At 63.0% G+C, this 25603-nt stretch carries 23 protein-coding genes and 1 pseudogene; 12 read left to right on the top strand and 12 right to left on the bottom strand.

What is annotated here, in order from left to right; translation table 11 throughout:
* Positions 1-111 precede the first annotated feature (111 nt).
* A pseudogene (locus tag HU770_RS15995) lies at positions 112-585 on the bottom strand (site-specific integrase); the annotation flags it as partial.
* Positions 586-688: 103 nt separating this feature from the next.
* On the opposite strand from HU770_RS15995, the gene dusA reads away from it, so the two are divergent.
* The 4 genes from dusA (at position 689) to HU770_RS15975 (ending at position 5111) form a co-directional block, all read left to right on the top strand.
* A complete protein-coding gene (dusA, locus tag HU770_RS15990) occupies positions 689-1699 on the top strand; it encodes a tRNA dihydrouridine(20/20a) synthase DusA (protein WP_186664172.1) in 1011 nt (336 codons plus the stop codon).
* 32 nt (positions 1700-1731) lie between these two features.
* Positions 1732-1953 (top strand): hypothetical protein, encoded by a 222-nt coding sequence (locus HU770_RS15985; RefSeq protein ID WP_227696913.1) that lies wholly within the window; start codon positions 1732-1734, stop codon positions 1951-1953.
* Between the two features lie 176 nt (positions 1954-2129).
* Complete coding sequence (gene tal, locus HU770_RS15980) at positions 2130-3056, top strand: transaldolase (protein WP_033700376.1); 927 nt, start codon at positions 2130-2132, stop codon at positions 3054-3056.
* Positions 3057-3245: 189 nt separating this feature from the next.
* Complete coding sequence (locus HU770_RS15975) at positions 3246-5111, top strand: alkaline phosphatase D family protein (protein ID WP_186664170.1); 1866 nt, start codon at positions 3246-3248, stop codon at positions 5109-5111.
* A 71-nt stretch (positions 5112-5182) separates the two neighbouring features.
* On the opposite strand, the gene rssC is transcribed toward HU770_RS15975, so the two are convergent.
* Together rssC and rssB are read right to left on the bottom strand one after the other, a co-directional pair.
* Positions 5183-5665: an anti-sigma factor antagonist RssC gene (rssC, locus tag HU770_RS15970; RefSeq protein WP_016500715.1), complete on the bottom strand. Its 483-nt coding sequence runs from the start codon at positions 5663-5665 to the stop codon at positions 5183-5185.
* Positions 5662-6846 carry a two-component system response regulator RssB gene (gene rssB, locus HU770_RS15965; protein WP_186654064.1) on the bottom strand — a complete coding sequence of 395 codons (1185 nt, stop codon included), beginning with the start codon at positions 6844-6846 and terminating at the stop codon, positions 5662-5664. Before rssB ends, rssC begins: the two co-directional genes overlap by 4 nt.
* 270 nt (positions 6847-7116) lie before the next feature.
* On the opposite strand from rssB, the gene HU770_RS15960 reads away from it, so the two are divergent.
* Positions 7117-7416: a PilZ domain-containing protein gene (locus HU770_RS15960; RefSeq protein ID WP_186664168.1), complete on the top strand. Its 300-nt coding sequence runs from the start codon at positions 7117-7119 to the stop codon at positions 7414-7416.
* A gap of 34 nt (positions 7417-7450) precedes the next feature.
* Here the strand turns inward: HU770_RS15960 and HU770_RS15955 are convergent, their stop codons facing one another.
* Positions 7451-8158: a VacJ family lipoprotein gene (locus HU770_RS15955; protein WP_033700380.1), complete on the bottom strand. Its 708-nt coding sequence runs from the start codon at positions 8156-8158 to the stop codon at positions 7451-7453.
* Between the two features lie 191 nt (positions 8159-8349).
* Between HU770_RS15955 and HU770_RS15950 the strand changes: the two genes are divergently transcribed.
* Both HU770_RS15950 and HU770_RS15945 read left to right on the top strand, forming a co-directional pair.
* Positions 8350-8913: a hypothetical protein gene (locus HU770_RS15950; RefSeq protein ID WP_033700381.1), complete on the top strand. Its 564-nt coding sequence runs from the start codon at positions 8350-8352 to the stop codon at positions 8911-8913.
* 122 nt (positions 8914-9035) lie between these two features.
* Positions 9036-9299, top strand: a complete 264-nt coding sequence (locus HU770_RS15945; protein ID WP_003248815.1) for a DUF4404 family protein — start codon at positions 9036-9038, stop codon at positions 9297-9299.
* A gap of 141 nt (positions 9300-9440) precedes the next feature.
* On the opposite strand, the gene queF is transcribed toward HU770_RS15945, so the two are convergent.
* Both queF and HU770_RS15935 read right to left on the bottom strand, forming a co-directional pair.
* Entirely contained in the window at positions 9441-10271 is an 831-nt protein-coding gene (queF, locus tag HU770_RS15940; protein WP_186664166.1) for an NADPH-dependent 7-cyano-7-deazaguanine reductase QueF, read from the bottom strand.
* A gap of 67 nt (positions 10272-10338) precedes the next feature.
* Positions 10339-10842 carry a cupredoxin family protein gene (locus HU770_RS15935; RefSeq protein WP_186664164.1) on the bottom strand — a complete coding sequence of 168 codons (504 nt, stop codon included), beginning with the start codon at positions 10840-10842 and terminating at the stop codon, positions 10339-10341.
* A gap of 183 nt (positions 10843-11025) precedes the next feature.
* Here HU770_RS15935 and cinR point away from each other — a divergent pair, with 183 nt between their 5' ends.
* Both cinR and HU770_RS15925 read left to right on the top strand, forming a co-directional pair.
* Positions 11026-11706, top strand: a complete 681-nt coding sequence (gene cinR, locus HU770_RS15930) for a two-component system response regulator CinR (RefSeq protein WP_033700385.1) — start codon at positions 11026-11028, stop codon at positions 11704-11706.
* Positions 11703-13055: a heavy metal sensor histidine kinase gene (locus HU770_RS15925; RefSeq protein ID WP_202883655.1), complete on the top strand. Its 1353-nt coding sequence runs from the start codon at positions 11703-11705 to the stop codon at positions 13053-13055. The genes cinR and HU770_RS15925 overlap by 4 nt, the downstream gene beginning before the upstream one ends.
* Positions 13056-13093: 38 nt before the next feature.
* Here the strand turns inward: HU770_RS15925 and HU770_RS15920 are convergent, their stop codons facing one another.
* The 3 genes from HU770_RS15920 to HU770_RS15910 are packed head-to-tail and all read right to left on the bottom strand — an operon-like array spanning position 13094 to position 16333.
* Positions 13094-14335: a lipoprotein-releasing ABC transporter permease subunit gene (locus tag HU770_RS15920; RefSeq protein WP_033700388.1), complete on the bottom strand. Its 1242-nt coding sequence runs from the start codon at positions 14333-14335 to the stop codon at positions 13094-13096.
* A 56-nt stretch (positions 14336-14391) separates the two neighbouring features.
* Positions 14392-15075 (bottom strand): lipoprotein-releasing ABC transporter ATP-binding protein LolD, encoded by a 684-nt coding sequence (gene lolD / locus HU770_RS15915; RefSeq protein WP_177326495.1) that lies wholly within the window; start codon positions 15073-15075, stop codon positions 14392-14394.
* A gap of 7 nt (positions 15076-15082) precedes the next feature.
* Complete coding sequence (locus tag HU770_RS15910; RefSeq protein ID WP_033700392.1) at positions 15083-16333, bottom strand: lipoprotein-releasing ABC transporter permease subunit; 1251 nt, start codon at positions 16331-16333, stop codon at positions 15083-15085.
* 93 nt (positions 16334-16426) lie between these two features.
* On the opposite strand from HU770_RS15910, the gene HU770_RS15905 reads away from it, so the two are divergent.
* Both HU770_RS15905 and HU770_RS15900 read left to right on the top strand, forming a co-directional pair.
* Positions 16427-17011, top strand: coding sequence for a PilZ domain-containing protein (locus HU770_RS15905; RefSeq protein WP_186654052.1), 585 nt, complete (start codon positions 16427-16429; stop codon positions 17009-17011).
* A 29-nt stretch (positions 17012-17040) separates the two neighbouring features.
* On the top strand, positions 17041-17757 hold the full coding sequence (locus HU770_RS15900; protein ID WP_033700395.1) for a glycerophosphodiester phosphodiesterase: 717 nt from the start codon (positions 17041-17043) through the stop codon (positions 17755-17757).
* A gap of 48 nt (positions 17758-17805) precedes the next feature.
* Here HU770_RS15900 and sthA read toward each other — a convergent pair whose 3' ends face one another.
* From sthA to HU770_RS15885, 3 genes are all read right to left on the bottom strand, one after another.
* Entirely contained in the window at positions 17806-19200 is a 1395-nt protein-coding gene (gene sthA / locus HU770_RS15895) for a Si-specific NAD(P)(+) transhydrogenase (protein ID WP_033700396.1), read from the bottom strand.
* A 201-nt stretch (positions 19201-19401) separates the two neighbouring features.
* A complete protein-coding gene (locus HU770_RS15890) occupies positions 19402-20400 on the bottom strand; it encodes an FAD:protein FMN transferase (protein ID WP_186664162.1) in 999 nt (332 codons plus the stop codon).
* Positions 20401-20519: 119 nt separating this feature from the next.
* Positions 20520-21983: a glyceraldehyde-3-phosphate dehydrogenase gene (locus tag HU770_RS15885; RefSeq protein WP_033700399.1), complete on the bottom strand. Its 1464-nt coding sequence runs from the start codon at positions 21981-21983 to the stop codon at positions 20520-20522.
* 167 nt (positions 21984-22150) lie between these two features.
* Between HU770_RS15885 and mfd the strand changes: the two genes are divergently transcribed.
* Positions 22151-25600, top strand: a complete 3450-nt coding sequence (mfd, locus tag HU770_RS15880; RefSeq protein WP_186654043.1) for a transcription-repair coupling factor — start codon at positions 22151-22153, stop codon at positions 25598-25600.
* Positions 25601-25603 lie beyond the last annotated feature (3 nt).

Raw genomic sequence — 25603 nt, 5'->3', positions numbered from 1 at the left:
TCGACTTTGCTGTCGGGACGCATCATGGCGGACTGGCTCCAGAAAGAAATCGGGAGCGCAGCATCGGGCTTCAGGTAGTCGCTTGGAATGTGGGCTTCATGGAGCGGACACGTTTATCTCGTACCCCCACGCCGCCCTGGCCAGCGACAACACTGACCCAAGGTGAGCCAGATCATTGCCGGCTGTCTGCGGCTTGATACCACCGCCTTCAGGGCTCATACGCCAGAGGGCATAGTCCACCAGCACCTGCTGAGATATGTCTGAGTCGACCACTTCCCCGAGGTAACTGTTCTTGATAGCCAAGAGGGTCTGCCTCTTCGTCTTACCCAGCGGTCGGGCTTTCTCGGCTTCCACCAGATAGCGATCAATCATGTCCTTGACTGCATGCCCACCACGGTTGGCCCGCTCGATCGCGCCCGGCTCTGCCAACTCTGTCTCTCGTCGCTTCGCCCAGGCCTGAGCTGCCTGCTTTCGGGCGAACGTCTGGGCTTCTTGGTAGACTATGACACCCTTTTTCTTGAGGCGGATCTGGACGGTATAGCTAACCGTTCCATCGGCCTTTTTCCTTGCTCTAATCGTTGCCATGATTTCCGGTGGTACAAGCGTGGCTGGTGGTGGTACATCGCACCACCGTCACACCAAAAACGCCCAAAAACCCCGAAAAATGGTACAAAATGCGTAGACCAGAATGCCCCTAGAATCAGCTTCAAAGCCACAAACCACGCGCCCTGAGCCGTCACGCCGCTTCAGCGTTGCACCGATGATGGACTGGACAGACCGCCACTGCCGCTTCTTCCTGCGCCTGCTCTCCAAGCACACCCTGCTCTACACCGAAATGGTCACCACCGGCGCCCTGCTGCACAACGACGCCAACCGTTTCCTCCGTCACGACGTGTCCGAGCACCCGTTGGCCCTGCAACTGGGTGGTAGCGTGCCGGCTGACCTGGCGGCCTGCGCGCGCTTGGCCGAAGAGGCCGGTTACGACGAGGTCAACCTCAACGTCGGCTGCCCGAGCGACCGGGTGCAGAACAACATGATCGGCGCCTGCCTGATGGCCCACCCGGCGCTGGTGGCCGATTGCGTGAAGGCCATGCGGGATGCGGTTTCGACGCCGGTGACGGTGAAGCACCGCATCGGCATCAATGGCCGTGACAGCTATGCCGAGCTGTGCGACTTCGTCGGCCAGGTGCGTGAGGCCGGGTGCCGGAGTTTTACCGTGCATGCGCGGATCGCGATTCTTGAGGGGCTGTCGCCCAAGGAGAACCGTGAGGTGCCGCCGTTGCGCTATGACGTGGCGGCACAGTTGAAGGCGGACTTCCCGGACTTGGAGTTTGTGCTCAACGGGGGGATCAAGACCTTGGCGCAATGCCAGGCGCACCTTGAAACGTTCGACGGGGTGATGCTGGGGCGTGAGGCGTACCACAACCCTTACCTGCTGGCCGATGTCGACCAGCAACTGTTTGGCAGCGAGGCGCCGGTGGTCAGCCGCAGCGAGGCGTTGGCGCTGCTGCGGCCTTATATCGTGGCGCATATGGACAGTGGTGGGGCAATGCACCACATCACCCGGCATATTCTGGGGCTGGCCCAGGGGTTCAAGGGCGCTCGGCGGTTCCGGCAGTTGCTGTCGGCGGATATTCACAAGGCGGCCGAGCCGTTGGCGGTGTTTGATCAAGCGGCGGAACTGATGGAGGGGCGTTGAAAAGGCGCACGCGCTCCCAGGGCACTTGGGGTGTGGCACTGGCGATTTTTGCTCCGGTCGCCATCATCCTGTTGGTGGCCTCGCAGTACCCGACCATGATCGAGCGCAGGGTTGAAGCGAGGAAGGCGCAGGCGCGGGCGGCACAACCAGCACCTCGGCCTGCGGGGACCACGCTGGAAATCATCATGCCCGACGGCAAACGGCTCCAGGAAGGGGAATCCGGCACCTTGGGCGAAGCGCTGAAAAGCAGATAGTCCAGCAGACTTGGGAACCTCGCGGCGGGAGGGGACTCGAATCATCACCTTTCGCAGCCCTTTCCGACCGGCCCGACGCCCCGGCAAGGCCGCTTTGCACGCCCGGCTTCGACGGGCCTTGAGCGGCCGCCGGGGCTCGGGTAATGTCGAGTCATTGCACAGGACAGAGCACGCCCATGACCTCCAAGCTGGAACAACTCAAACAGTTCACCACCGTGGTCGCCGACACCGGGGACCTGGACGCCATCACCCGCCTGAAACCGGTCGATGCCACCACCAACCCGTCGCTGCTGCTCAAGGCGGCTGCCATGCCCGGCTATGCGGAACTGCTCAAGCAGGTGAAGGGCGATGCCAACGGCGATGTGGACCTGGCCTGCGACAAGTTCGCGGTGGCGGTGGGTTCGGGCATTCTGAAGGCCATCCCTGGGCGAATCTCCACCGAAGTGGATGCCCGCCTGTCGTTCGATGAACCGGCCCTGCTGGCCAAGGCCCGTCAGTTGATCGCGCTGTACGACAAAGCCGGGGTCGGCAAAGACCGCGTGCTGATCAAGCTGGCCTCCACCTGGGAAGGCATCCGCGCCGCCGAGAAGCTGGAGAAGGAAGGCATCCAGACCAACCTCACCCTGCTGTTCTCCTTCGCCCAGGCTCAGGCCTGCGCCGATGCCGGGGTGTTCCTGATTTCGCCGTTCGTGGGCCGTATCTACGACTGGTACAAGAAAAACACTGGCAAGGAGTACGTGGGCGCCGAGGACCCGGGCGTGCAATCGGTAACGCGCATCTACGACTACTACAAGACCAATGGCTACGACACCGTGGTCATGGGCGCCAGCTTCCGCAACATCAGCCAGATCGAGCAGTTGGCAGGCTGCGATCGCCTGACCATCAGCCCCGAGCTGCTGCAGCAACTGAGCGATGATCAGGGCGAGCTGCCGCGCGTGCTCAAACCGGGCAACGCTGGCGAGGCCAAGCAGGTGTTGAGCGAGAGCCAGTTCCGCTGGGCGATGAACGAAGATGCCATGGGCACCGAGAAGCTGGCCGAGGGTATTCGCCAGTTTGCCCGCGATCAGGAGAAGCTGGAGAAACTGATGGCTGAAAAAGCCTGATACATATTAGGTTTGCCTGACGGGCGGGAAATGCTCAGCATTTTCCGCCCGTTTTTGGTTTGGCGCTGAATAGCGCCAGGCTTCAGAGGTATTTTGAATTCGATGGCCTATTCGCGGGCAAGCCCGCTGCCACTGGTGCAGTGCTGTCGCTGCACGGGTGGATGGGCTGTCTAGCCAACAGAGCTGTTGATGACCTCATCCCTACCCCTCGTTCTTGCCGGCCCGGTACTGCGCCGGCTAGAGCCCCAGCGCCTGGCCATCTGGCTGGTCGCCACGCAACCCTTGCAACCCGAATTCACCCTGGACGGCGCAGCGCGTACAGCCAACGCCACTTGCCAGGTTATCCCGATAGGCCAGCACGCGTTTATCCACTTGCTGGATATCCACTTCGACCAGCCCCTCCCTTGCAACCAGGCGCTGGGCTATGACTTGCGCATCGATGGCCAGGGCATCGCCGAGTGGGCACCCCACCTGCTCTACCCAGGCTGCCAGCGCCCAAGCTTTGTGCTGCGGGACCGCCTCGACCATTTATTGCATGGTTCTTGTCGCAAGCCGCACCACCCTGCCGCGGATGGCCTGCTCTGCGCCGACCGTTTGCTGGCACAGTGCGAACAGCCCGAACAGCGCCCTGCCGTGCTGCTGATGAGCGGTGACCAGGTGTATGCCGACGATGTTGCCGGCCCCATGCTGCGGGCCATCCATAGCTTGATCGAGCGCCTGGGGCTGTTCGACGAACAGCTCGATGGTGCGGTGGTGGCCGACAGCACAGCGCTGTACCAGCACCCGGCCAGCTATTACCACCGTGCAGACCTGCTGCCGGCCCAAGAACAGAACGAAAGCCTGCGCGAGCGCTTTTTCGGCGGCAAACGCAAGCCGATCTTCTCGTCAAGCAATGCCGACAACCACCTGGTCACCTTCGCTGAAGTCATGGCCATGTACCTGCTGGTATGGTCACCCGAGCCTTGGCGCCTGGTGAACCTGGACATGCCCGCCGGGCTCACTGATGAGCGCCAGGCGCGGTATCGGCAAGAGCTGCCACTGATCGAGGCCTTCGCCAGCAACCTGGGCCAGGTGGCACGGGTAATGGCCCACCTGCCGTGCCTGATGATCTTCGATGACCACGACATCACCGACGACTGGAACCTCTCGGCACAGTGGGAAGAAACCGCCTATGGCCACCCCTTCTCACGGCGCATCATCGGCAACGCGTTGCTTGGCTACTTGCTGTGCCAGGGCTGGGGCAACGACCCGGATGGCTGCGCGGGGCTGGTCGAGCGCTGCCAGGTGCTGACAGGTACAACGCTAGACAGCCAGGCACAGGACGAACTGATCGGCGAAGCGTTGCAGTTCCAGGGCTGGCAGTACAGCTTGCCCAGCAACCCGCCGTTGCTGGTGCTCGACACCCGCACCCGCCGCTGGCGCAGCGAAAGCAGCCTGGCCAAGCCATCCGGCCTGCTCGACTGGGAAGCGTTGAGCGAGCTACAGCAGGCGCTGCTCGATCATCCCTCGGCGATTATCGTGTCACCCGCGCCGATCTTCGGGGTAAAACTGATCGAAACCGTGCAGAAGGTGTTCAGTTGGCTGGGCTACCCGTTGCTGGTGGATGCCGAGAACTGGATGGCACACCGCGGCGCGGCGCAGGTAATTTTGAATATCTTCCGCCACTCGCGCACGCCGGGGCATTACGTGGTGCTCTCCGGCGACGTGCATTATTCATTCGTGTATGAAGTACTGATTCGCCATCGCCAGCGCAGCCCGCACTTGTGGCAGATCACCAGCAGCGGCATCAAGAACGAGTTCCCCAGGCGCCTGCTCGATGTGCTCGACCGGCTGAACCGTTGGCTGTATTCACCACGCTCGCCGCTCAACTGGTTTACCAAGCGGCGGGAGATGGAGGTGGTGCCGCGTACGCCCAGCCATAGCAAGGCGGGGGAACGGCTGTGGAATGGTGCGGGGTTGGGGCAGGTGTTCTTTGATGAGCAAGGGCGGCCGGCGCGGGTGTTTCAGCTGGATGCCGGTGGGCGGGAAGTGACAGAGTTCGTTGCGCCGGAATGAGCGATGGTTTTAACCTTTACCGACCTCTTGGCGGGGTAAGCCCGCTGCCACGGGCCGGTAAAGGCAATGAATCAGGTGCGCTCTAGCGCATTCACCAGGTCATGGAAGGCTTCACGGTTGGAGTCATTCAAGCCCATCAGGATCTTGTGCGCCTCCAGCACCTTTGACCGCACCACCTCTTCGTTCTGGTCCTGCGACGGCAGGTCGGTCAGGCACTCCGGGCACGGTATCGGACGATCGACGATGTTGAACACCTGATCGAAGCCCATCGACTGCAGCAACCGGGAAATATCCGGGTTGGTGGTGACCACGGTCGGCAGCAGCCCAACCTTCTGGCGCGACAGGATCGACAACTTGGCCAGCAAGCCCAAGGTGGTGCTGTCGATGCTCTCGGTTTCAGTCAAGTCGATGACGATGGCCGAAAAATTCAGCGCAGTGAAGATTTTCTCGATCGTCGCATCCAGCGCCGAACACAAGGTCAGGCGCACTTCACCGACGAATTTCAGTACAAAGGTACCGCTTTGCTCGGCGAACTGAATTCTACCGGTACTCATTGAAGGTTCCTGCTCAACACCAATAGGGCGATATCATCCGGCATCTCCCCAAGCGTAGCCAATCCAAATCGTTGGCGCAGCCCATCCAGGCTGCCACCCGCTGCCTTGACGATTTCTGGCAAGGCGGCTTCTTTATCTTTGAGCGTGTCACCCGGCAAAAGGTCCAGAATGCCATCGGACATCAAGCTGAGGCTGAACACAGGCGGCAGCTCCACCACCAGGTCCTGGTAACTGGCCTCGTCGAACAACCCCACCGGCAGGCCGCGGCCTTCCAGGTAGCGGGTACTGCCCGGGGTGTACAGCACCGGCAGCGGCAAGTGGCCGCCCACGGCATAGGTCAACAGGCCGGTGTCTTCGTCGATCACACCGCCGACCATGGTCACATGCTTGCCCAGCTTGCAGTTGATCAGCCCGCGGTTGATGTGGCTGAGCACTTGCGAAGGCTTGAACTCGCGCATCTTGCTGCCGCGCTTGAATTCGAACAACAGGCGCGTGGTCATGAACTTGAGCAGCACCGTGACGAAGGCCGACGACGCGCCATGCCCGGAGACATCGGCGAGGTAGAAGGCGATGCGGCGGTCATCCACACGGAAGTAGTCGGCGAAGTCACCCGACAGGTACAGCGACGGGATGATCTGGTGCTCGAACGCAAACTCGCCGGCTACCCAGGGGCTTTCCGGCAGCATGTTCATCTGCACCTGCCGACCGGCGGTCTGGTCCTCCTGCAGCAGGTGCAGGCTGGCTTCAAGCTCACGGTTGGCCGCTTCGAGCTTGTCGCGGTAGCGCTGGTTTTCCAGCACCAGGCGCGAACGGTCGAGCGCCCGGCGCACCGAATGCTCGAGCACGGCAAGGTCTTCCAGCGGCTTGATCAGGTAGTCGGCAGCGCCCAGGCGCAAGGCCTCGACCGCATCGCTCATGACGCCGGCACCGGACACCACGATCACCGGCAATTGCGGCGCGCGCTCGCTGATCTGGCGGATCAGTTCGAGCCCGCCCATCTGCGGCATGCGCAGATCGCAGATCACGAGGTCGGGCTGGTGTTCTTCGAAGACCTGAAGCCCCTGCTGGCCATTACCGGCCTGGAGGACGCTGAAACCACTGTCTTCAAGATAGGCGGCGAGGCTCGCACGGACCACGTCGTCGTCATCGATGATCAACAGCGTTGCACTGGTTTTCTGCATGTGGGCGAACGGCGCCGATTTGGGTTGGTGCAGCGGTGTCGGCAAAGCTGACGGCCAGCTACGGGAATACTCTGTGGTAACACTCTACTTGAGTTGTAGGACAAGAAGACCCGCCCGGCAACTATCAGCGCTACCCTGTAAGGCGCAGACGGTACTCCCATCCGCCAGGCGTTTCAAGCGTACGAGGGTCGACCTCGCTGCTCTTTACAGGCCAAATCACCGGGAGTTATAAGAAAGCCGACCCGTGCAACCCAAAGGGAAGGATGCAGCATGCCTCAGACGCCCTCCAACCACAGCGAAAAACGCGATTTCATCCGCATGCGCATCGATACCGAGGTGAGCCTGCTGCACGAAGGCCAGGTGATTGCGGCGGTGTGCCTGGACCTGTCCAGCGGGGGCATGCAGGTGCAGGCGCCGCAGCGCTTTCAGGTGGGGGATACGCTTGAGGTGCGGATCGATTCCGATCACCCGGCGCTCAAGGGCTTGCACGCCAGCACCGAGGTGGTGTGGATCGCCGATCAGCCCGATGGGCAGCAGAAGTTAGGCCTGCGCATCCTGGCCATGCATTGACGCGGGGGCTGCAGGGCAGCCCCTTGTTCAAGAATCAGAAGTCGTCTTCGACTTCGCCGTCCTTGACCTTGAACTCGCGGTTCTGCAGGTAGGCGTTGCGAATGAAGATGTACTTGTCGCCCTGAATCAGTTTTTCCGCCGGCAGCAGGCTGGCGCGGGTATCGATCACGTCCAGTGCAAAGATCGAGTTGCGCGTCGGCACATGGTCGATATAGCGGTAGGGCTTGGTGTAGCTGTCAGGGTACTTGGCCAGGCCATCACGCACGGTGCTTGGGCCCAGCAACGGGATGACTACGTAAGGGCCGCTGCCCACACCCCAGTAGCCCAGGGTCTGGCCAAAGTCCTCGTCGCTGCGCTGCAGGCCCATCTTGGTGCCGACGTCGAAGAAGCCACCGATGCCGAACGTGGTGTTGACGATCAAGCGTGCGGTGTCCACCCCTGCCGCATGCGGCTTGAGCTGCAGCACGTTGTTGACCAGGTTGGTCACGTCGCCCAGGTTGCGGAAGACATTGTGGATGCCGTCTTCGAGGAATTGCGGCGTCACCGCCTCGTAGCCCTTGGCCAATGGCTTGAGGGCATAGGTGTCGACGGTATCGTTGAACCTGAAGATCGGTCGGTTGACCGCCTCCCACGGGTCGTCCTCGGTGGCCGCCTGGGTAGCCGCCACGGGCGCCAGCAGCAAGCTGGCGCAGACACAGGCCTGGGTGACTCGCTCGATCACACCGGCACCGATCCTACGCATAGATGTCTCTCCATCGAATTTCTTGGCCGCAGCCGCACCGGGCGCGCTGCTGGTAAGGCGCAAGTATAAGGGCTTACGGGCTGATCACCAGCATTACACATTTTTGCTCAAGATTTTGTGAGCGCATGTTGCACCGTCATCGCCCAGTAACAATAGCGGCATAGCCTGCGGACTATTTCAGGGAAGTTGCCATGCACGATGCATCCGCCTTCACTGCTGTGCTGTTCGGCCTGCGTGGCTGCCTGGTCCAGGGGGCGAACGGCAACCCGCTGCCCGCGCCCGGCGCCCTGGCAACACTCGCCAGCCTGCGCCAGCGCCAGGTGCCCTGCATCTGGCTGGACGACCTGAGTGCCACGCAAGGCAAACGCCTGGCCAACGTGCTGCCCGACTGGTTGCCGGGGCATTCGGTTAATGGTGTGCGCTGGCCGGCACCGAACGCCTGCTGGCAGGCACTGATGGCGCTGGACAGCGCGCGCCTGGATGGCTGCGTACTGGTCAGTGGCGAACCGGCGCTATTGCAATCGGGCCTGAACGCCGGGTTGTGGACCGTGGGCCTGGCCGCCTGCAGCCCTTATTGCGACCTCAGTTCCCGCCATTGGCAAGCCATGAGCCAACAGGAGCGGGACCTGGCCCGCGGCAAGGCCACACTCGAACTGTTCAGCCTGGGCGTGCACTCGGTGATAGATCACCTCGAAGCGCTGGACACCTGCCTGCAGGACATTGCCCAACGGCGCCGCAAGGGTGAAAAACCCTGATACAGCACCTTTGATGCGGATCATGCAAAGCGGCTGCAAGTGGATTACATTGAAAGCAGGCCAGAACCTTTGCCGCTTCGCTGAGGTCCATGCCTTGCCAAGCCATTGATGGAGAAAAGCCAATGCCTGCCCGCGAATTGCAAGAGCGTCTGAACAGCTTGCGCGAGCAACTGGACCGGAACGTACCGCTTTCGGAAGAAGAGCTGGCCGCCCTGCATGAGGAAGCCAGACAGATAGAAGCGCAACTGAAGCTTGAAGAAGCCACGCCGGACAACAACCTGGTGGATGGGGTGAACCTGGCGATTGAACGCTTCGAGGCTGATCACCCCGACTTGACCGCTACCCTGCGCAGCATTGCCAATTCGCTGCACAGCATGGGGATCTGAAATAGCAAGGGCCGTTTCTCGGCCCATTCGCGGGGCAAGCCCGCTCCCACAGGCTATTGGCTGTACTTGAGGGCAGCGCGGTACCTGTGGGAGCGGGCTTGCCCCGCGAATGGGCCGAGAAACGGCCCCGTCATGTCAGAATTACTGACGCACCAGGCGCACGTTATTCGGGCTGATCGCCCCGGTGCTACGATACGGGTTGATATCCAGCCCCCCTCGTCGCACATACCGCGCATACACCGTCAAATGCTCAGGCTGCAGCAGGTTCTTCAAGTCCAGGTAGATCCGCTCCACGCACTGTTCATGGAAGTCGGCATGCTGACGGAAGCTGATCAGGTAAGTCAGCAGGCTGGCATGGTCCAGCGCCCTGCCCTTGTACTCGACCACGACGCTCCCCCAGTCCGGTTGACCGGTGACCGGGCAGTTGGATTTGAGCAAATGGCTGTGTACGGTCTCTTCCACCACACGCTCCGGGTTGCAGCGCAGCAGCTCCGGTTGCGGCTGTTCATAGTTGCTGATGGCCACATCCAGTGCATCGATGCACTGCCCCGGCAACGCCACCACCCCCTGGGCCTCGACTTCAGCCAAGGTGCGAACCTTGACGCTGACCGGCTTGCCAGCGGCTGCCGACAAGTCCTTCTCCATGCAAGCCTGCAGCTCGCCAATCGCGGCGAACACCGTCTGGTTCAGCGAGTTCAGGTACAACTTGAACGACTTGGACTCGATGATGTTCGGCGAATCGGCAGGGATGGCGAACTCACCGATCGCTACCACCGGCTTGCCCGAGGGCAACAGCCACGACAACTCGAAGCAGTTCCAGTAGTCCACGCCCTGCCATGGCAGGGTCTGGGCAGTGACGCCCAGCTCGGCCCACTTGGCAGTACGCGGGATCGGGAACAGCAGCTCAGGGGAGTAGGTAGCGATGTATTCGCTGGACTTGCCCAGCGGGGAGTGTTCGGCGGCGGGATGCATGGAAACTGACCTGAAGGTTCGAAATACCCCTAGTCTACCGTTTTTACCGCCCGCCTTGCAGGGCAAGTCACTCGATGGTCAGCGGCCCGACCATGCCGGCCTGGTAGTGCCCCGGCACGTTGCAGGCGAACTCGATGGGCGCCGACTGGCGGAAGGTCCAGGTCAACTCGGCACGTTGGCCCGGTTGCACCAGCACGGTGTTGCCCGCGTCATGGCCATGGTCTGCGTGGTCCATCTGGCCGTGGCCCATGCCCTCGTGGTGCATGCCTGCGGTAAACAGCTTGCCCTGCATGGCGACCATCTGCTTCTGGTGCTCCGCGTGCATGGCCTTGTCGCCCAGGTTGAACTCGTGGGGCAACTTGCCTTCGTTGATCAAGACAAAACGCACGGTTTCGCCGGCTTTGGCGTGCAGGCGCTTGGGCTCGAACGCGATGTCCTTGAGCACGACCTCGACCGTGCGGGTAGCCTTGGCCGCCGGGGCCGGCTCGCCGAAGGCGAAGCTTTTGCCACCGTCAGCCAGGGCGGGCAGGCTCACCAGAGCAAGGGCGGCGGCGATGAACAGGTGTTTCATGATGACTCCAAAGCTTACAGCGGGGATAAGGCCACTTTAGAAAAGGCCGGCTGGCAACTACCTGACAGGAAGATTACAACTTTGTCAGCTTGGGCGGCGCGTGGGCGGCCCTTGATATAGTCACGTATCATTTCAGTCATCACACCGCCCGCACAGGGCTGCCTCCGATAGTGTGGACACCGCATGAAACTGTTGATCGTCGAAGACCAGGCCCGCACCGGCCAGTACCTCAGCCAAGGCCTGAGCGAAGCAGGCTTTGCCACCGAACTGGCGGCCGATGGCGAAACCGGCCAGCACCTGGCGCTAAGCGGCGATCACGACTTGTTGATCCTCGATGTCATGCTGCCTGGCCGCAACGGCTGGCAGATTCTGCAAGCCGTGCGCCAGGCCGGCCTGGACACACCTGTGCTGTTCCTCACCGCCCGCGATGCCGTCGAGGACCGCGTGCACGGCCTGGAGCTGGGCGCGGATGATTACCTGGTCAAGCCGTTCGCCTTCTCCGAACTGCTGGCACGGGTACGCAGCCTGCTGCGCCGCGGCGCCAGCCCCAGCCTGGACACCACCTTGAGCCTGGCCGACCTGCGCCTGGACCTGATCCGCCGCCGTGCCGAGCGTGCCGGCCAGCGCATCGACCTCACCGCCAAAGAGTTCGCCCTGCTCGAACTGCTGCTGCGGCGCCAGGGTGAGGTGTTGCCCAAGTCACTGATTGCCTCGCAAGTCTGGGACATGAATTTCGACAGCGACACCAATGTCATCGAAGTGGCGATTCGCCGCCTGCGCCTGAAGATCGACGACCCGCACGCCAACAAGCTGATCCACACGGTGCGCGGCATGGGTTATGTACTGGAGGAACGTCAAGATTGATGCGCAGGCTTTCCCTCGGCAGCCGCCTGGCGCTGTTGTTCGCGGCCTGCACGGCTGCTGTTTCGCTGGGTGCCGGCATCCTGTTCAACCGTGCCAGCGAACAGCACTTCATCGAGCTGGACCAACAACTGCTCGAATCACGCTTGTCGCTGTTTCGCACGCAACTCGCCGGTGTCGCCACACCCGCCGAGCTTGCGGCCCGGCTCCCGGCCCTGCGCGATGAGCTCAGCCACCAGGCTGACCTGGCCCTGCGCATCAGCGGTAAAGACGGCACACCGTGGTTCGACAGCCGCACGCAGTTGCCCAACACCACGCCGCCCTCCGGGCTTGCGACCTTGCACACGGACGGCACCGACTACCGCAGCCTGGCCATGCCCCTGAAGCCGGCCGACCCGCAATCCGCGCAGCTGACGCTGTACCTCGACATCACCCACCATCAACATTTTCTGCAGGGTATGCAGCGCTTGATCTGGCTTACCGTCGGCCTCTCGGCCCTGGCTACGGCGCTGCTCGGTGCCTGGGCCGTACGCCGCGGGCTACGGCCCCTGCGGCAGATGGGCCAGGTCGCCGCCAGTGTGTCGGCACGCTCGCTGACCACCCGTTTGCCAGTGGCGCAGATGCCGGAAGAACTGGCCGAACTGGCCACCACCGTGAATGCCATGCTGCAACGCCTGGACGATGCCTTCCAGCGCCTGTCGGCGTTCTCGGCCGATATCGCCCACGAACTGCGCACGCCGCTGTCCAACCTGCTGACCCACACCCAGGTCACCCTCACCCGCCCGCGCAGCCTCGAAGAGTACCGCGAGGCGCTGCATGGCAACCTGGAGGAGCTGCAATGGATGGCACAGATGATCAACGACATGCTGTACCTGGCCAAAGCCGACCACGGCCTGCTGGTGCCCGGTCAGGCTGCGCTGGCCTTGCACGAGGATGTGGATGCGTTGCTGGAGTTCTATGCCCCGCTGGCCGAAGACTCTGATGTAAGGCTGTTGCGCGAAGGCCAATTGCTGCTGCAGGGGGACCGCCATATGCTGCGCCGGGCACTGTCCAATCTGCTCGACAACGCCTTGCGCTTTACCCCGCCGGGTGGGCAGGTACAGGTGACGTTGGGGCCTGGTTCACGGATATGCGTGGCCAATACCGGGGCTGCAATCGAACCGGGTGCATTGCCACGCTTGTTCGATCGGTTCTACCGGGTGGACCCGGCGCGACGGGAAGGCAGTAGCGAGCATGCAGGTTTAGGCTTGGCGATTACCCGCTCGATCGTGCAAGCCCATGGCGGCAGCATTTCTGCGACGAGTGAAAACGGCTGGACGCGCTTTGTGATTGAGCTGCCTGAAGGTCGGTGACCGAGGGCGCAATGCGCCCCCAAACGCTCAAACAGCCCTCAAACCGCCAAGCCAATCGCCGGCTGCACCTGCGATGCCCGATAAGCCGGGTAAATAGTCGCCAAAAAGCTCATCACCAACCCCGCCGCACAGATCATCGCCACATCCCCCCACTGCAACTGCGAAGGCAGGCTGCTGATGAAGTACACATCCGAAGTGAAGATGTGCTGGCCGCTGACCCGCTCCAGCCAGCCCACGATCTGGCTGACATTGAACGCGGCAATCACCCCCAGCACACCCCCGATCAACGTCCCCACCACACCGATCAAGCTACCCTGCACCATGAACGTGCCCATGATCTGCGCAGGCGTGGCGCCCAAGGTACGCAGGATGGCGATATCCGGCCCCTTGTCGTTCACCACCATCACCAGCGTGGCAATGATGTTGAACGCCGCGACCGCGATGATCATCATCAGCAACAGGCCGATCATGGTTTTTTCCATCTTCATGGCGCTGAACAGGCTGCCCTGGGTATGCGACCAGTCATCGGCGCGGTAGGCATCGCCCAGGCCCGCGACGATGGCCTTGGACACCTGCGGCGCCGCATACAGGTCATGCAGCTTCAGCCGCACGCCCTGCACCTGGCCCGGTGCCCAGCGCTGCATTTCGCCCGCATCGGCGACGTGAATGTAGGCTTGCGAACCATCCAACTCGGCGCCAACCTTGAAGATGCCGACCACCGTCAGGCGCTGCATGCGCGGGGTGATGCCACCCGGTGCCTTGCTGATTTCCGGCACGATCAGGGTCAGCTTGTCGCCGGTGTTCAGGCGGAAACGGCGCGCACTCAGCTCACCGATCACCACGCCGAACTCACCCGGCTGCAGGTCTTGCAAACGGCCCTGGACAATATGCTGGCCGACAATGGAGACCTTGCCTTCCTCTGCCGGGTCGATGCCGCTGACCTGGATCGGCTGCATCGCGCCCTTGTACGAGAGCATGCCTTCCATCTCGGTGATCGGCGCGGCGGCCATCACTGCCGGGTCTTTCAGCGCGGCATCGGCGACCGTGCGCCAGTCGTCCAGCGGCTGCACGCCCAGGATGCTGGCATGCGGCACCAGGCCAAGGATGCGCGAGCTCATTTCACGCTGGAAGCCGTTCATTACCGACAGCACCACGATCATCGCCAGCACGCCCAAGGACAGGCCGATCATCGAAGTCATCGAGATGAACGAGATGAAATGGTTGCGGCGCTTGGCACGGGTGTAGCGAGCACCGATGAACAAGGGCAAGGGTCTGAACATGTAAAACACCCAATGAAAGAGTTGCGGGGCGGCTCAGGCCACCCCGTGCAGGCGGCTCAGATCGCCACCAGGTGACCGTCGTCGAGTTTAAGCACGCGGTCCATCTGGCGCGCCAGGTTGAGGTCGTGGGTTACCACCAGGAACGCCGTGCGCGAGGCGCTGGACAGCTCTTGCATCAATTCCTGAATACCCTGGGCGGTGTGGTGGTCGAGGTTGCCGGTAGGCTCGTCGAGCATCACCAGGCCCGGGCGGTTGACCAGTGCACGGGCGATCGCCACACGCTGGCGCTCGCCGCCGGACAGCTCGGCCGGCTTGTGCGTGAGCCGGTGGCTCAGGCCGACCCGCTTGAGCAGCGCCTCAGCGCGCTCACGGGCTTCCGGGATTGGCGTGCGGCCGATCAGCAGCGGCATGCAGACGTTTTCCAGCGCGGTGAATTCCGGCAGCAGGTGGTGGAATTGATAAACGAAACCCAGTGCCCGGTTGCGCAACAGGCCACGCGCACGCTCACCCAGGGCCGACAGTTCCTCACCCGCCAGCCAGACGCTGCCCTGGGTGGGCGTGTCGAGGCCGCCAAGCAGGTTGAGCAAGGTGCTCTTGCCAGAGCCCGAGCTGCCGACGATGGCCACGCGCTCACCCGGGTGCAGCTCCAGCTGCAGGCCCGACAGCACCTGTACCGACTCCGGGCCTTCGTCGTAGGACTTGCCCAGGTTGCGGCAACTCAGAACGGCTTTATCACTCATGCGCGACTCACTCATAACGTAGCGCCTCTGCAGGCTGGGTGCGGGCCGCACGCCAGGCCGGGTACAGGGTGGCGAAGAAACTCAGGACCAGCGCCGCAGCGCAGACCATGTACACGTCATTGGCCATGATCTGCGACGGCAGGTAATCGATGAAATAGACGTCGGCGTTGAGGAACTTGTGCCCGATCAGCGTCTCAATGCCGGCAATCGCCGCGCTCACGTTGAGCGCTGCCAGGATGCCGACCACCGCGCCGATCAAGGTGCCGATCACACCGATCACCGTACCCTGCACCATGAAGATGGCCATGATCTGCCCAGGCGTGGCGCCAAGGGTGCGCAAGATCGCGATGTCGCCGCGCTTGTCGTTGACCACCATTACCAGGGTGGAAATGATGTTGAACGCCGCCACCGCCACGATCAGCAGCAACAGCAGGCCGATCATGGCCTTCTCCATGCGGATCGCCTGGTACAGGTTGCCATGGGTGCGGGTCCAGTCACGGCTGTAGAACTCCTGGTCACCCAAGTGCTGGGCGATGTCCCAGGCCACGCGCGGTGCCTGGAACAAGTCGTCGAACTTCAGGCGCAGGCCCTGCACCTGGTTCGGCTTCCAGCGGTGCAGGCGGGACAGGTCGTTGATGTTGGTCAGGCCCAGGTAACCGTCGATCTCGCCGGCGCCCACGTGGAAGGTACCGACCACGGTGAAGCGCTTCATGCGTGGGAACATGCCGGCCGGGGTCACACTGACCTCGGGGGCGACGAAGGTCAGCTTGTCGCCGATGGCGACACCCAGCTTGGCCGCGGCCTTGTCGCCGATCATGATGCCCCACTCGCCCGGCGCCAGCTGGTCGAGACGGCCTTGCTGGACGAAGTTGTCGATGATCGACACCTCGCGTTCGCGCGCCGGGTCGATGCCATTGAGCAGCACCTTCTGCACCTTGCCGTCATGGGTCAGCAGGCCCTGCATCTGGGTGAAGGGCGCAACCGCCACCACCTGCGGATTCTGCTTTACTTGTTGGGCAAGCGCAGGCCAGTCGTCAAGCGGCTGGCCGCTCTCGAGCGTGGCATGGGGAATCATGCCCAGCACGCGGGTACGCATCTCGTGGTCGAAGCCGTTCATGACCGAGAGCACCACGATCATCACCACCACGCCCAGGGCGAGGCCGATCATCGAGGTCAGGGAAATGAACGAGACGAAGTGATTGCGACGTTTGGCACGGGTATAACGCGTGCCGATAAATGCGAAAAGAGGTCTGAACATGTCGGGGCTTGTTCGGATGAAAGGGAACGTCCTTGTGGCGAGGCGCTTACGGCGGCTTTACACTCGGACCACCGCCGCTACCATGGGTTCGCCATGACGACATTAGACGAAGAAGATCGCCGCGAATACTACCGCATCGAAGATCAGATCGCACTTCAAATCAGCCCCTTGAGTGCGGCCGAAGCCCTTGAGCCAGAAGTGTTGCAGGATGATTCACCGCTGTTCAACCTGCTCAGCGAGCTGCACCTGTCCGACTTCGAAGCCCAGCACCTGCTGCGCCAGTTGAGTGACAAAGACCGCACCCTCGCGGCGTTTCTGCGGGCGCAGAGCAAACGCCTCGACCTGCTCAGCGCCGTGGTCGCGCAGACCCTCATCGGCGAAATAGGCCAGCCGCAGGCAGTGGTCATCTCCGAAGGCGGCATCGAGTCCAGCCAGGCCCAGCCCATCGCCCCCGGCACCCGGGTCAAGGTGAAGATGGTGCTGATGCCCCGCGCCCACGGCCTGCTGCTGCGCGGCAAGGTCAGCCACTGCGAGCCGCGCCCGGACGGCAGCTTCGAGGTCGGCACCGAATTCATCGACATGACCGACGCCCAGCGCCAACTGCTGGCCCGTTACATCCTGCAGCGCCAGCAACAGCAACGGCGCCAGCAACTGGAACAGAACGACCCTGCTTCCTGAGCCTTTCCCTTTGAATTGAAGGAACGAACGTGACCCTGATCTACGGCCATCGCGGCGCCAAGGGCGAAGCCCCCGAAAACACCCTGAACAGCTTCCGCCAATGCCTGTCCCACGGCGTCAATCGCTGCGAGCTGGACCTGCACCTGTCGGCCGACAACGAACTGATGGTGATCCACGACCCGACCCTCAAACGCACCACCGGCCGTCGCGGCAAGGTGGTCGAGCAGCCGGCGGCCGACCTCACCAAGATCGACGCGCGCAAGGGCGGCCCGGGCTGGGTGCAGCCCTGCCCCATCCCGAAACTGGAAGAACTGTTCGAAAAATGCGCTTTCGAGCATTGGCAGCTGGAGGTCAAGAGCGCCTCGCGCACCCGCGCCGCCAGCACGGTGCTGGCGATTCGTGAACTGGCCCAGCAATACGGCCTGCTGGACAAAGTCACCATCACCTCGAGCTCACGCGAAGTGCTGGGTGCTGCCCTGGAGCTGGTGCCGGACGTGGCGCGCGGGCTGGTGGCCGAATACGCCTGGCTCGACCCACTGAAGGTCGCGCAGAACTACGGCTGCGAGCTGTTGGCATTGAACTGGACACTGTGCACCCCCGAGCGCCTGCTCAAAGCACAGGGCCAGGGGTTGCACGTGTCGGTGTGGACAGTCAACGAACCGGCACTGATGCGCCGGCTCGCTGATTTTGGCGTGGACAGCCTGATTACAGACTTTCCCGGTTTGGCCAAGACCACCCTCGGGTAGGGCTGAAATCGGTCTCCCCGACCGGCTCAGGCCACCGGCCGGAGCCGCTTAAAAAAGCCGGTTCAGGCCGTCGTAGGCAGCTACCCGATAAGCTTCGGCCATGGTCGGGTAGTTGAAGGTGGTGTTGACGAAGTACTTCAGGTTATTCAGCTCACCCGGCTGGTTCATGATGGCCTGGCCGATGTGGACGATTTCCGAGGCCTGGTAGCCGAAGCAGTGCACGCCGAGGATCTCCAGGGTTTCACGGTGGAACAGAATCTTCAGCATGCCCTGCGGCTCGCCAGCGATCTGCGCACGCGCCATGCCTTTGAAGAAGGCCTTGCCCACTTCGTACGGCACCTTGGCCTGGGTCAGCTCTTGCTCGTTCTTGCCGATCGAGCTGATCTCCGGAATGGTGTAGATGCCGGTCGGCACGTCATTGACGAAGCGCCAGCTGCCATTGTCGACGATGCTGCCGGCAGCCGAACGGCCCTGGTCGTGGGCGGCACTGGCCAGGCTCGGCCAGCCGATCACATCACCGGCGCCGTAGATGTTCGGCACGGTCGTGCGGTAGGCCTCGTCGACCTCGATCTGGCCACGGCTGTTGACCTTGATGCCGATGTTTTCCAGGCCCAGCTTGTCGGTGTTGCCGGTACGGCCGTTGCACCACAGCAAGGCGTCGGCCTTGATCTTCTTGCCCGACTTCAGGTGCAGGACCACACCATTGTCCAGGCCTTCGACCCGCTCGTACTCCTCGTTGTGGCGTACGGTGATGTTGTTGTTGCTGAAGTGGTAGCTCAACGCCTGGGAAATTTCCGAATCCAGGAAGCTCAGCAACTGGCCACGGTTATCGACCAGCTCGACCAGCACGCCCAAGCCGCTGAAGATCGAGGCGTACTCGCAGCCGATCACGCCGGCGCCGTAGACGATCAGTTTGCGCGGGGTGTGGCTGAGGCTGAGGATGGTGTCGCTGTCGTAGACGCGTGGGTGATGGAAGTCGATGTCGGCCGGGCGATAAGGGCGCGAGCCGGTGGCGATGATGATGTGCTTGGCGTTTAGTTTTTCCACCACACCGTTGGGGCAGACCACTTCGACGGTCTGCTCGTCGGCGAAGCTGCCGGTGCCGAAGAACAGGTCGACACGGTTGCGCGCGTAGTAGCCGGTGCGCGAGGCGACCTGCTTGGAAATGACCTTCTCGGCGCTCTTTAGCACGTCCGGGAAGGAGAACCAGCGGGGCTCGCCGATGGCACGGAACATCGGGTTGGTGTTGAACTGCATGATCTGCCGCACCGAGTGACGCAGTGCCTTGGACGGGATGGTGCCCAAGTGGGTGCAGTTGCCGCCGACCTGGCGACGGCTGTCGACCATCGCCACCTTGCGCCCTGCTTTGGCGGCGTTCATTGCCGCGCCTTCTCCGGCCGGGCCGGAACCCAGCACCACTACGTCGTAGTTGTAGACAGCCATGCGTACTCCTTCAGAACTGGCCCGCGAGTCACGGTGGCTCGCGGGGCGCGATCATGTCGCCGGGGCGCCATGAGAAAATTCGGTTGCAGTCTAATCAAGCGTGAACGCCGCGCACATTAACCCTTGGTCGCGTCGTAGGCCAATTTTGCCTGCACTACATGTGGTTCACCGATTCCCTGGCGATCATCCATCCTTGCGCTTTCACTCGCCTTTCATTGCCCGCTCGAACGCAGGGGTGGTTCGGGAGACGAAGCCACCCTCGGCCCGAGTCACCAGCACAGCGGCAAGGTCATGGCTGATGGCGAAATCCCAGCCGCGCTCCGGCCCGAGGATCAGCAGCAGGGTCGAGTAGCCATCGGCCTGCAGCGCCGAGGCATCGAGCACGGTGACGGCGGCCAGGTCGTGCGCGACCGGGCGCCCGAGGCGGGCATCGAAGGTGTGCGAATAGCGCCGGCCATTCTCCTCGAAATAATGGCGATAGTCACCCGAGGTCGATACCGAAAGGCCATCCACCGGGATGACCTGGCGGGCGATCTGGCGGTCTTCACGGGGCAGCTCCAGGGCGATGCGCCAGGCGCTGCCATCAGGCTTGCGGCCAACGGCCTTGAGCTCGCCAGTGGCTTCGGCGATGAAGCTGGCAATGCCCATGGCGCGCAGGCGCTCGGCGATCAGGTCAACGGCGTGGCCGGCGGCGATGCTGTTGAAATCCAGCTCGATGGGGGCGTTCTTGCACAGCGCCTGGCCTTCGATGCGCAGGTGCTGGTAGCCCACGCGAAGGCGCACCTGGGCCAGGGCTTGCGGGTCGGGCACCTGTTCGTGACGGGCCTGGGGGCCGAAGCCCCAGAGGTCGAGCAAGGGCTCGACAGTGAGGTCGAAGGCGCCGGCACTTTGCACAGCCAGGTGCTGGCCGAAACGGACCAGGTCGAGCATGTCGCGCGGCAGCGCCAGGCACTGGTTGGCCGCGAGCTGGTTGAACTGGCTGACGGTGGAATCGCTGCGATAGGTCGAGTAGTGCAGGTCGATCTCCTGCAGGATTGCCTCGACTGCCACCTGCACCTGGGCCGGGGGCGGGCCTGCGGGCTCGCGCACGTACTGGATGCTGTAGCTGCTGCCCATGGCAGGGCCGCCCAGGCGCTCCAGGGTCGGGCCTTGGTTGCAGGCGGTGAGGAGCATCAATGCCAGGAGAAGAACTGTACGCACATTCGCTTACTCGACTATCCGGGCCGGCCTCTTCGCGGGGCAAGCCCGGACAACACAATAGTCAGGACAAAAAAACGGGAACCCGAAGGTTCCCGTTTTTTCATTGCCTTACAAGCGAATCAGCGCGGAAACGCTGGCGGGTTCACACCGGCCATGTCTTCCATCACGCGAACCACCTGGCAGCTGTAACCGAATTCGTTGTCGTACCAGACGTACAGCACAACGCGGTTGTCGTTGCAGATGGTGGCTTCGGCATCAACCACACCGGCGTGGCGCGAACCAACGAAGTCGGTGGAAACCACTTCCTGCGAGCTGACGTAGTCGATCTGCTTGTGCAGGTCCGAGTGCATGGCCGTCTGGCGCAGGTACTCGTTGATCTCTTCGCGGGTGGTGGCCTTTTCCAGGTTCAGGTTCAGGATGGCCATCGAGACGTTCGGCGTCGGCACGCGAATGGCGTTGCCGGTCAGCTTGCCTTTGAGCACTGGCAGCGCCTTGGCAGCAGCAGTGGCGGCACCGGTCTCGGTGATGACCATGTTCAGCGGCGCGGCGCGGCCACGGCGGCTGCCCTTGTGGAAGTTGTCGATCAGGTTCTGGTCGTTGGTGAACGAGTGAACGGTTTCGACGTGACCATTGATGATGCCGTACTGGTCGTTGACAGCCTTCAGCACCGGCACGATGGCGTTGGTGGTGCAGGAGGCGGCCGAGATGATCTTGTCATCAGCAGCGATTTCGCCGTGGTTGATGCCGTGCACGATGTTCTTCAGCGCGCCCTTGCCAGGTGCGGTGAGGATCACGCGGGCAGCGCCCGGGCAGGCCAGGTGCTGGCCCAGGCCGTCGGCATCACGCCATACGCCGGTGTTGTCGACGATCAGCGCGTTGTCGATACCGTACTGGGTGTAGTCGACTTCGCTCGGGCTCTTGGCGTAGATAACCTGGATCAGGTTGCCGTTGGCGGTGATGGTGTTGTTGGCTTCGTCGATGGTGATGGTGCCATCGAACGGGCCGTGCACCGAGTCACGGCGCAGCAGGCTGGCACGCTTGACCAGGTCGTTCTCGGCGCCTTTGCGCACGACGATGGCACGCAGACGCAGGCCGTCGCCACCACCGGTCTTCTCGATCAGGATGCGCGCCAGCAGGCGGCCGATACGGCCAAAACCGTACAGCACGACGTCGGTGCCTTTACGCGCCGAAGCGTTCTGCTGGCCAACCACGTCGGCCAGTTCTTCACGCACGAACTGCTCGGCGCTGCGGCCGTTGCCTTCTAGCTTGAACTTGTTGGCCAGCTTGCCCAGGTCGACCGAAGCGGCGCCCAGTTTCAGCTCGCTCATGGCCTTGAGCAGGGGGAACGTCTCGTGGACAGACAGTTCGGTCTCGTCGGCCTGACGATGACGCGCAAAGCGGTGTGCTTTGAGGATCGAGATAACCGAACGGTTGATCAGGCTGCGGCCATAAATCGAGCTCACCACGTTGTTGTTGCGGTAGAGCTGACCGATAAGCGGGATCATCGCTTCAGCCAACGCTTCACGATCAATCCACTCACCAAGACACTGGTCGGGCTTCTGAGTCACGGGAACCTTCCACATGTAGGGACAGAAAAAAGGGGCTACATTATGACGCCCCAACGCAGAACGGGCAATGAGCGCCTGTCGTGGCAGCCAGAGCCAGTGTTCATGGCCTTTGGAGCCTGACAGCGGGCACCGGCACCGGTACAATCGGTCTCTTTGCCGCAACGCTTGGAGTGCAATCTCCCGTGTCAGTTCTGCGCCTACCGCAACTGTCGGCCACGGCCGGCAAACAAACCTGGGGCAACCTGCCCGGTGCCGCCCTCAGCCTTGCCATTGCCGAAGCCGCCAGCAGCGCTGGCCGCTTTACCCTGCTGCTGACGGCAGACAGCCAGGCCGCCGACCGTCTGGAACAGGAGCTGCGCTTCTTTGCCCCAGACCTGCCGGTGCTGCCCTTCCCCGATTGGGAAACCCTGCCCTACGACCTGTTCTCGCCACACCAGGACATCATCTCCCAGCGTATTGCCAGCCTGTACCGGCTGCCGGAGCTGAGCCACGGCATCCTAGTGGTGCCGATCACCACCGCCCTGCATCGCCTGGCGCCGACCCGCTTCCTGCTGGGCAGCAGCCTGGTGCTGGACATCGGCCAGACCATCGACGTCGAGCAGATGCGCACGCGCCTCGAAGCCAGCGGCTACCGCTGCGTCGACACGGTGTACGAGCATGGCGAGTTCGCCGTGCGCGGCGCCCTCATCGACCTGTACCCCATGGGCAGCAAATTGCCCTACCGCATCGACCTGTTCGATGACGAGATCGAAACGCTGCGCACCTTCGACCCCGAGACCCAGCGCTCGATCGACAAGGTCGACTCGGTGCGCCTGCTGCCGGCGCGCGAGTTCCCGATGCAGAAAGAGGAAGTGACCCGCTTCAAGGCCCGCTTCCGGGAGCGCTTCGACGTCGACTTCCGGCGCAGCGCGATCTTCCAGGACCTGGCCAGCGGCATCATCCCGGCCGGCATCGAGTACTACTTGCCGCTGTTCTTCGAAGAAACCTCGACCCTGTTCGACTACCTGCCCAGCGATACCCAGGTGTTTTCCCTGCCCGGTGTCGAGCAGGCGGCCGAGCACTTCTGGAACGACGTGCGCGGGCGCTACGAAGACCGCCGTGGCGACCTGAGCCGGCCATTGCTGCCGCCTGCCGAACTGTTCCTGCCGGTCGAAGACTGTTTCGCCCAGCTCAAGCAATGGCCGCGGGTGGTGGTCAGCGCCGAAGACGTCGACCCTGGCGCCGGCCGTGAGCGCTTCCCGGCACGCGCCCTGCCGGACCTTGCCATCGAGGCCAAGGCCAATCAGCCGCTGGCCGCGCTGGCCGGGTTCCTCGACCAGTTCCCCGGGCGGGTACTGTTCACCGCAGAATCGGCGGGCCGTCGCGAAGTGCTGCTGGAATTGCTCGAGCGCCTCAAGCTGCGCCCCCACACCGTCGAAGGCTGGACCGACTTCATCACCGGCTCCGAGCGCCTGGCGATCACCGTCGCGCCGCTTGACGAGGGCCTGGTGCTGGACGACCCGGCCATCGCCCTGGTGGCCGAGAGCCCGTTGTTCGGCCAGCGCGTGATGCAGCGCCGGCGCCGCGACAAACGTGGCGAAGCCGCCAACGATGCCGTGATCAAGAACCTCACCGAGCTGCGCGAAGGCGCGCCGGTGGTGCACATCGACCATGGCGTGGGCCGCTACCTGGGCCTGGCGACCCTGGAGATCGACGGCCAGGCCGCTGAGTTCCTCACCCTGGAATACGCCGAGAACGCCAAGCTTTACGTGCCGGTGGCCAACCTGCACCTGATTGCCCGCTACACCGGCAGCGACGACGCCTTGGCGCCGCTGCACCGGCTCGGCTCCGAGGCCTGGCAGAAGGCCAAGCGCAAGGCCGCCGAACAGGTGCGCGATGTCGCTGCCGAACTGCTCGACATCTACGCCCGCCGCGCCGCCCGCAAAGGCTATGCCTTCGCCGACCCGGCCGCCGACTACGCCACCTTCAGTGCCGGCTTCCCCTTCGAGGAAACCCCCGACCAGCAAAACGCCATTGAAGCCGTGCGCGCCGACATGCTCGCGGCCAAGCCGATGGACCGCCTGGTGTGTGGCGACGTGGGCTTCGGCAAGACCGAAGTGGCCATGCGTGCGGCCTTCATCGCCGTGCACAGCGGCCGCCAGGTGGCGGTACTGGTGCCTACTACCCTGCTCGCCCAACAGCACTACAACAGCTTCCGCGACCGCTTCGCCGACTGGCCGGTGACCGTCGAAGTGATGAGCCGCTTCAAGTCGGCCAAGGAAGTGGCCAGCGCTGCGGCAGACCTTGCCGAGGGCAAGATCGACATCCTCATCGGCACCCACAAGCTGCTGCAGGACGATGTCCGCTTCAAGGACCTGGGCCTGGTGGTGATCGACGAAGAGCACCGCTTTGGCGTACGCCAGAAGGAACAGCTCAAGGCGCTGCGCAGCGAAGTGGACATCCTCACCCTGACCGCCACGCCGATTCCACGCACCCTGAACATGGCCGTGGCCGGCATGCGCGATCTGTCGATTATCGCCACGCCGCCGGCGCGACGCCTGTCGGTGCGCACCTTCGTCATGGAGCACAACAACAGCACGGTCAAAGAAGCACTGCTGCGTGAACTGCTGCGCGGCGGCCAGGTGTATTACCTGCACAACGATGTGAAAACCATCGAAAAATGCGCCGCAGACCTCGCCGAACTGGTGCCGGAAGCACGCATCGGTATCGGCCACGGGCAGATGCGCGAGCGCGAGCTGGAACAGGTGATGAGCGACTTCTACCACAAGCGCTTCAACGTGCTGATCGCCTCGACCATCATCGAGACCGGCATCGACGTGCCCAGTGCCAACACCATCGTCATCGAGCGTGCCGACAAGTTCGGCCTGGCCCAGCTGCACCAGTTGCGCGGCCGGGTCGGGCGCAGCCACCACCAGGCCTACGCCTACCTGCTGACCCCGGCACGGCAGAAGGTCAGCAGCGACGCCGAGAAACGCCTGGAAGCCATCGCCAATACCCAGGACCTGGGGGCCGGTTTTGTTCTGGCCACCAACGACCTGGAAATCCGCGGCGCCGGCGAACTGCTTGGCGAAGGCCAGAGCGGGCAGATCCAGGCCGTGGGCTTCACCCTCTACATGGAAATGCTCGAACGCGCCGTCAAGGCGATCCGCAAGGGCAACCAGCCGAACCTGGAGCAACCGCTCGGTGGCGGCCCAGAGATCAACCTGCGCCTGCCAGCGCTGATCCCCGAAGACTACCTGCCCGATGTGCATGCACGGCTGATCCTCTACAAGCGCATCGCCTCGGCGGCCGACGAAGAGGGCCTCAAGGACCTGCAGGTCGAGATGATCGACCGCTTCGGCCTGCTGCCCGAGCCGACCAAAAACCTGATGCGCCTGACCTCACTCAAACTGCAGGCGGAAAAGCTCGGCATCAAGAAAGTCGATGCCGGCCCCAACGGCGGCAAACTCGAGTTCGAGGCCGAAACACCGGTCGACCCGCTGACCTTGATCAAGCTGATCCAGGGCCAGCCCAAACGCTACAAATTCGAAGGCGCCACCCAGTTCCGCTTCCTGGTCCCGATGGAGCGCCCCGACGAACGTTTCAACACCCTTGAGGCGCTGTTCGAGCGCCTGACCCCACAGCCTGCCTAAGGA

Origin of the sequence: Pseudomonas sp. SWRI68 (assembly GCF_014269165.1) — a bacterium.
Lineage (GTDB): Bacteria > Pseudomonadota > Gammaproteobacteria > Pseudomonadales > Pseudomonadaceae > Aquipseudomonas > Aquipseudomonas capeferrum.
Note: the sequence above shows the minus strand (reverse complement) of the source record. Positions and strands in the feature narration are given on the sequence as shown.

Excerpts from the sequence above, each read along its gene's own strand:
- dusA (WP_186664172.1), top strand. The coding sequence starts at position 689 with ATGCCCCTAGAATCAGCTTCAAAGCCACAAACCACGCGCCCTGAGCCG.
- HU770_RS15935 (WP_186664164.1), bottom strand. The coding sequence starts at position 10,842 with ATGAAACACCTGTTCATCGCCGCCGCCCTTGCTCTGGTGAGCCTGCCC.
- HU770_RS15960 (WP_186664168.1), top strand. The coding sequence starts at position 7,117 with ATGCCTCAGACGCCCTCCAACCACAGCGAAAAACGCGATTTCATCCGC.
- cinR (WP_033700385.1), top strand. The coding sequence starts at position 11,026 with ATGAAACTGTTGATCGTCGAAGACCAGGCCCGCACCGGCCAGTACCTC.
- HU770_RS15955 (WP_033700380.1), bottom strand. The coding sequence starts at position 8,158 with ATGCGTAGGATCGGTGCCGGTGTGATCGAGCGAGTCACCCAGGCCTGT.
- HU770_RS15950 (WP_033700381.1), top strand. The coding sequence starts at position 8,350 with ATGCACGATGCATCCGCCTTCACTGCTGTGCTGTTCGGCCTGCGTGGC.
- rssB (WP_186654064.1), bottom strand. The coding sequence starts at position 6,846 with ATGCAGAAAACCAGTGCAACGCTGTTGATCATCGATGACGACGACGTG.
- HU770_RS15945 (WP_003248815.1), top strand. The coding sequence starts at position 9,036 with ATGCCTGCCCGCGAATTGCAAGAGCGTCTGAACAGCTTGCGCGAGCAA.
- sthA (WP_033700396.1), bottom strand. The coding sequence starts at position 19,200 with ATGGCTGTCTACAACTACGACGTAGTGGTGCTGGGTTCCGGCCCGGCC.
- rssC (WP_016500715.1), bottom strand. The coding sequence starts at position 5,665 with ATGAGTACCGGTAGAATTCAGTTCGCCGAGCAAAGCGGTACCTTTGTA.
- HU770_RS15910 (WP_033700392.1), bottom strand. The coding sequence starts at position 16,333 with ATGTTCAGACCTCTTTTCGCATTTATCGGCACGCGTTATACCCGTGCC.
- queF (WP_186664166.1), bottom strand. The coding sequence starts at position 10,271 with ATGCATCCCGCCGCCGAACACTCCCCGCTGGGCAAGTCCAGCGAATAC.
- HU770_RS15885 (WP_033700399.1), bottom strand. The coding sequence starts at position 21,983 with ATGTGGAAGGTTCCCGTGACTCAGAAGCCCGACCAGTGTCTTGGTGAG.
- tal (WP_033700376.1), top strand. The coding sequence starts at position 2,130 with ATGACCTCCAAGCTGGAACAACTCAAACAGTTCACCACCGTGGTCGCC.
- HU770_RS15905 (WP_186654052.1), top strand. The coding sequence starts at position 16,427 with ATGACGACATTAGACGAAGAAGATCGCCGCGAATACTACCGCATCGAA.
- HU770_RS15975 (WP_186664170.1), top strand. The coding sequence starts at position 3,246 with ATGACCTCATCCCTACCCCTCGTTCTTGCCGGCCCGGTACTGCGCCGG.
- HU770_RS15920 (WP_033700388.1), bottom strand. The coding sequence starts at position 14,335 with ATGTTCAGACCCTTGCCCTTGTTCATCGGTGCTCGCTACACCCGTGCC.
- lolD (WP_177326495.1), bottom strand. The coding sequence starts at position 15,075 with ATGAGTGATAAAGCCGTTCTGAGTTGCCGCAACCTGGGCAAGTCCTAC.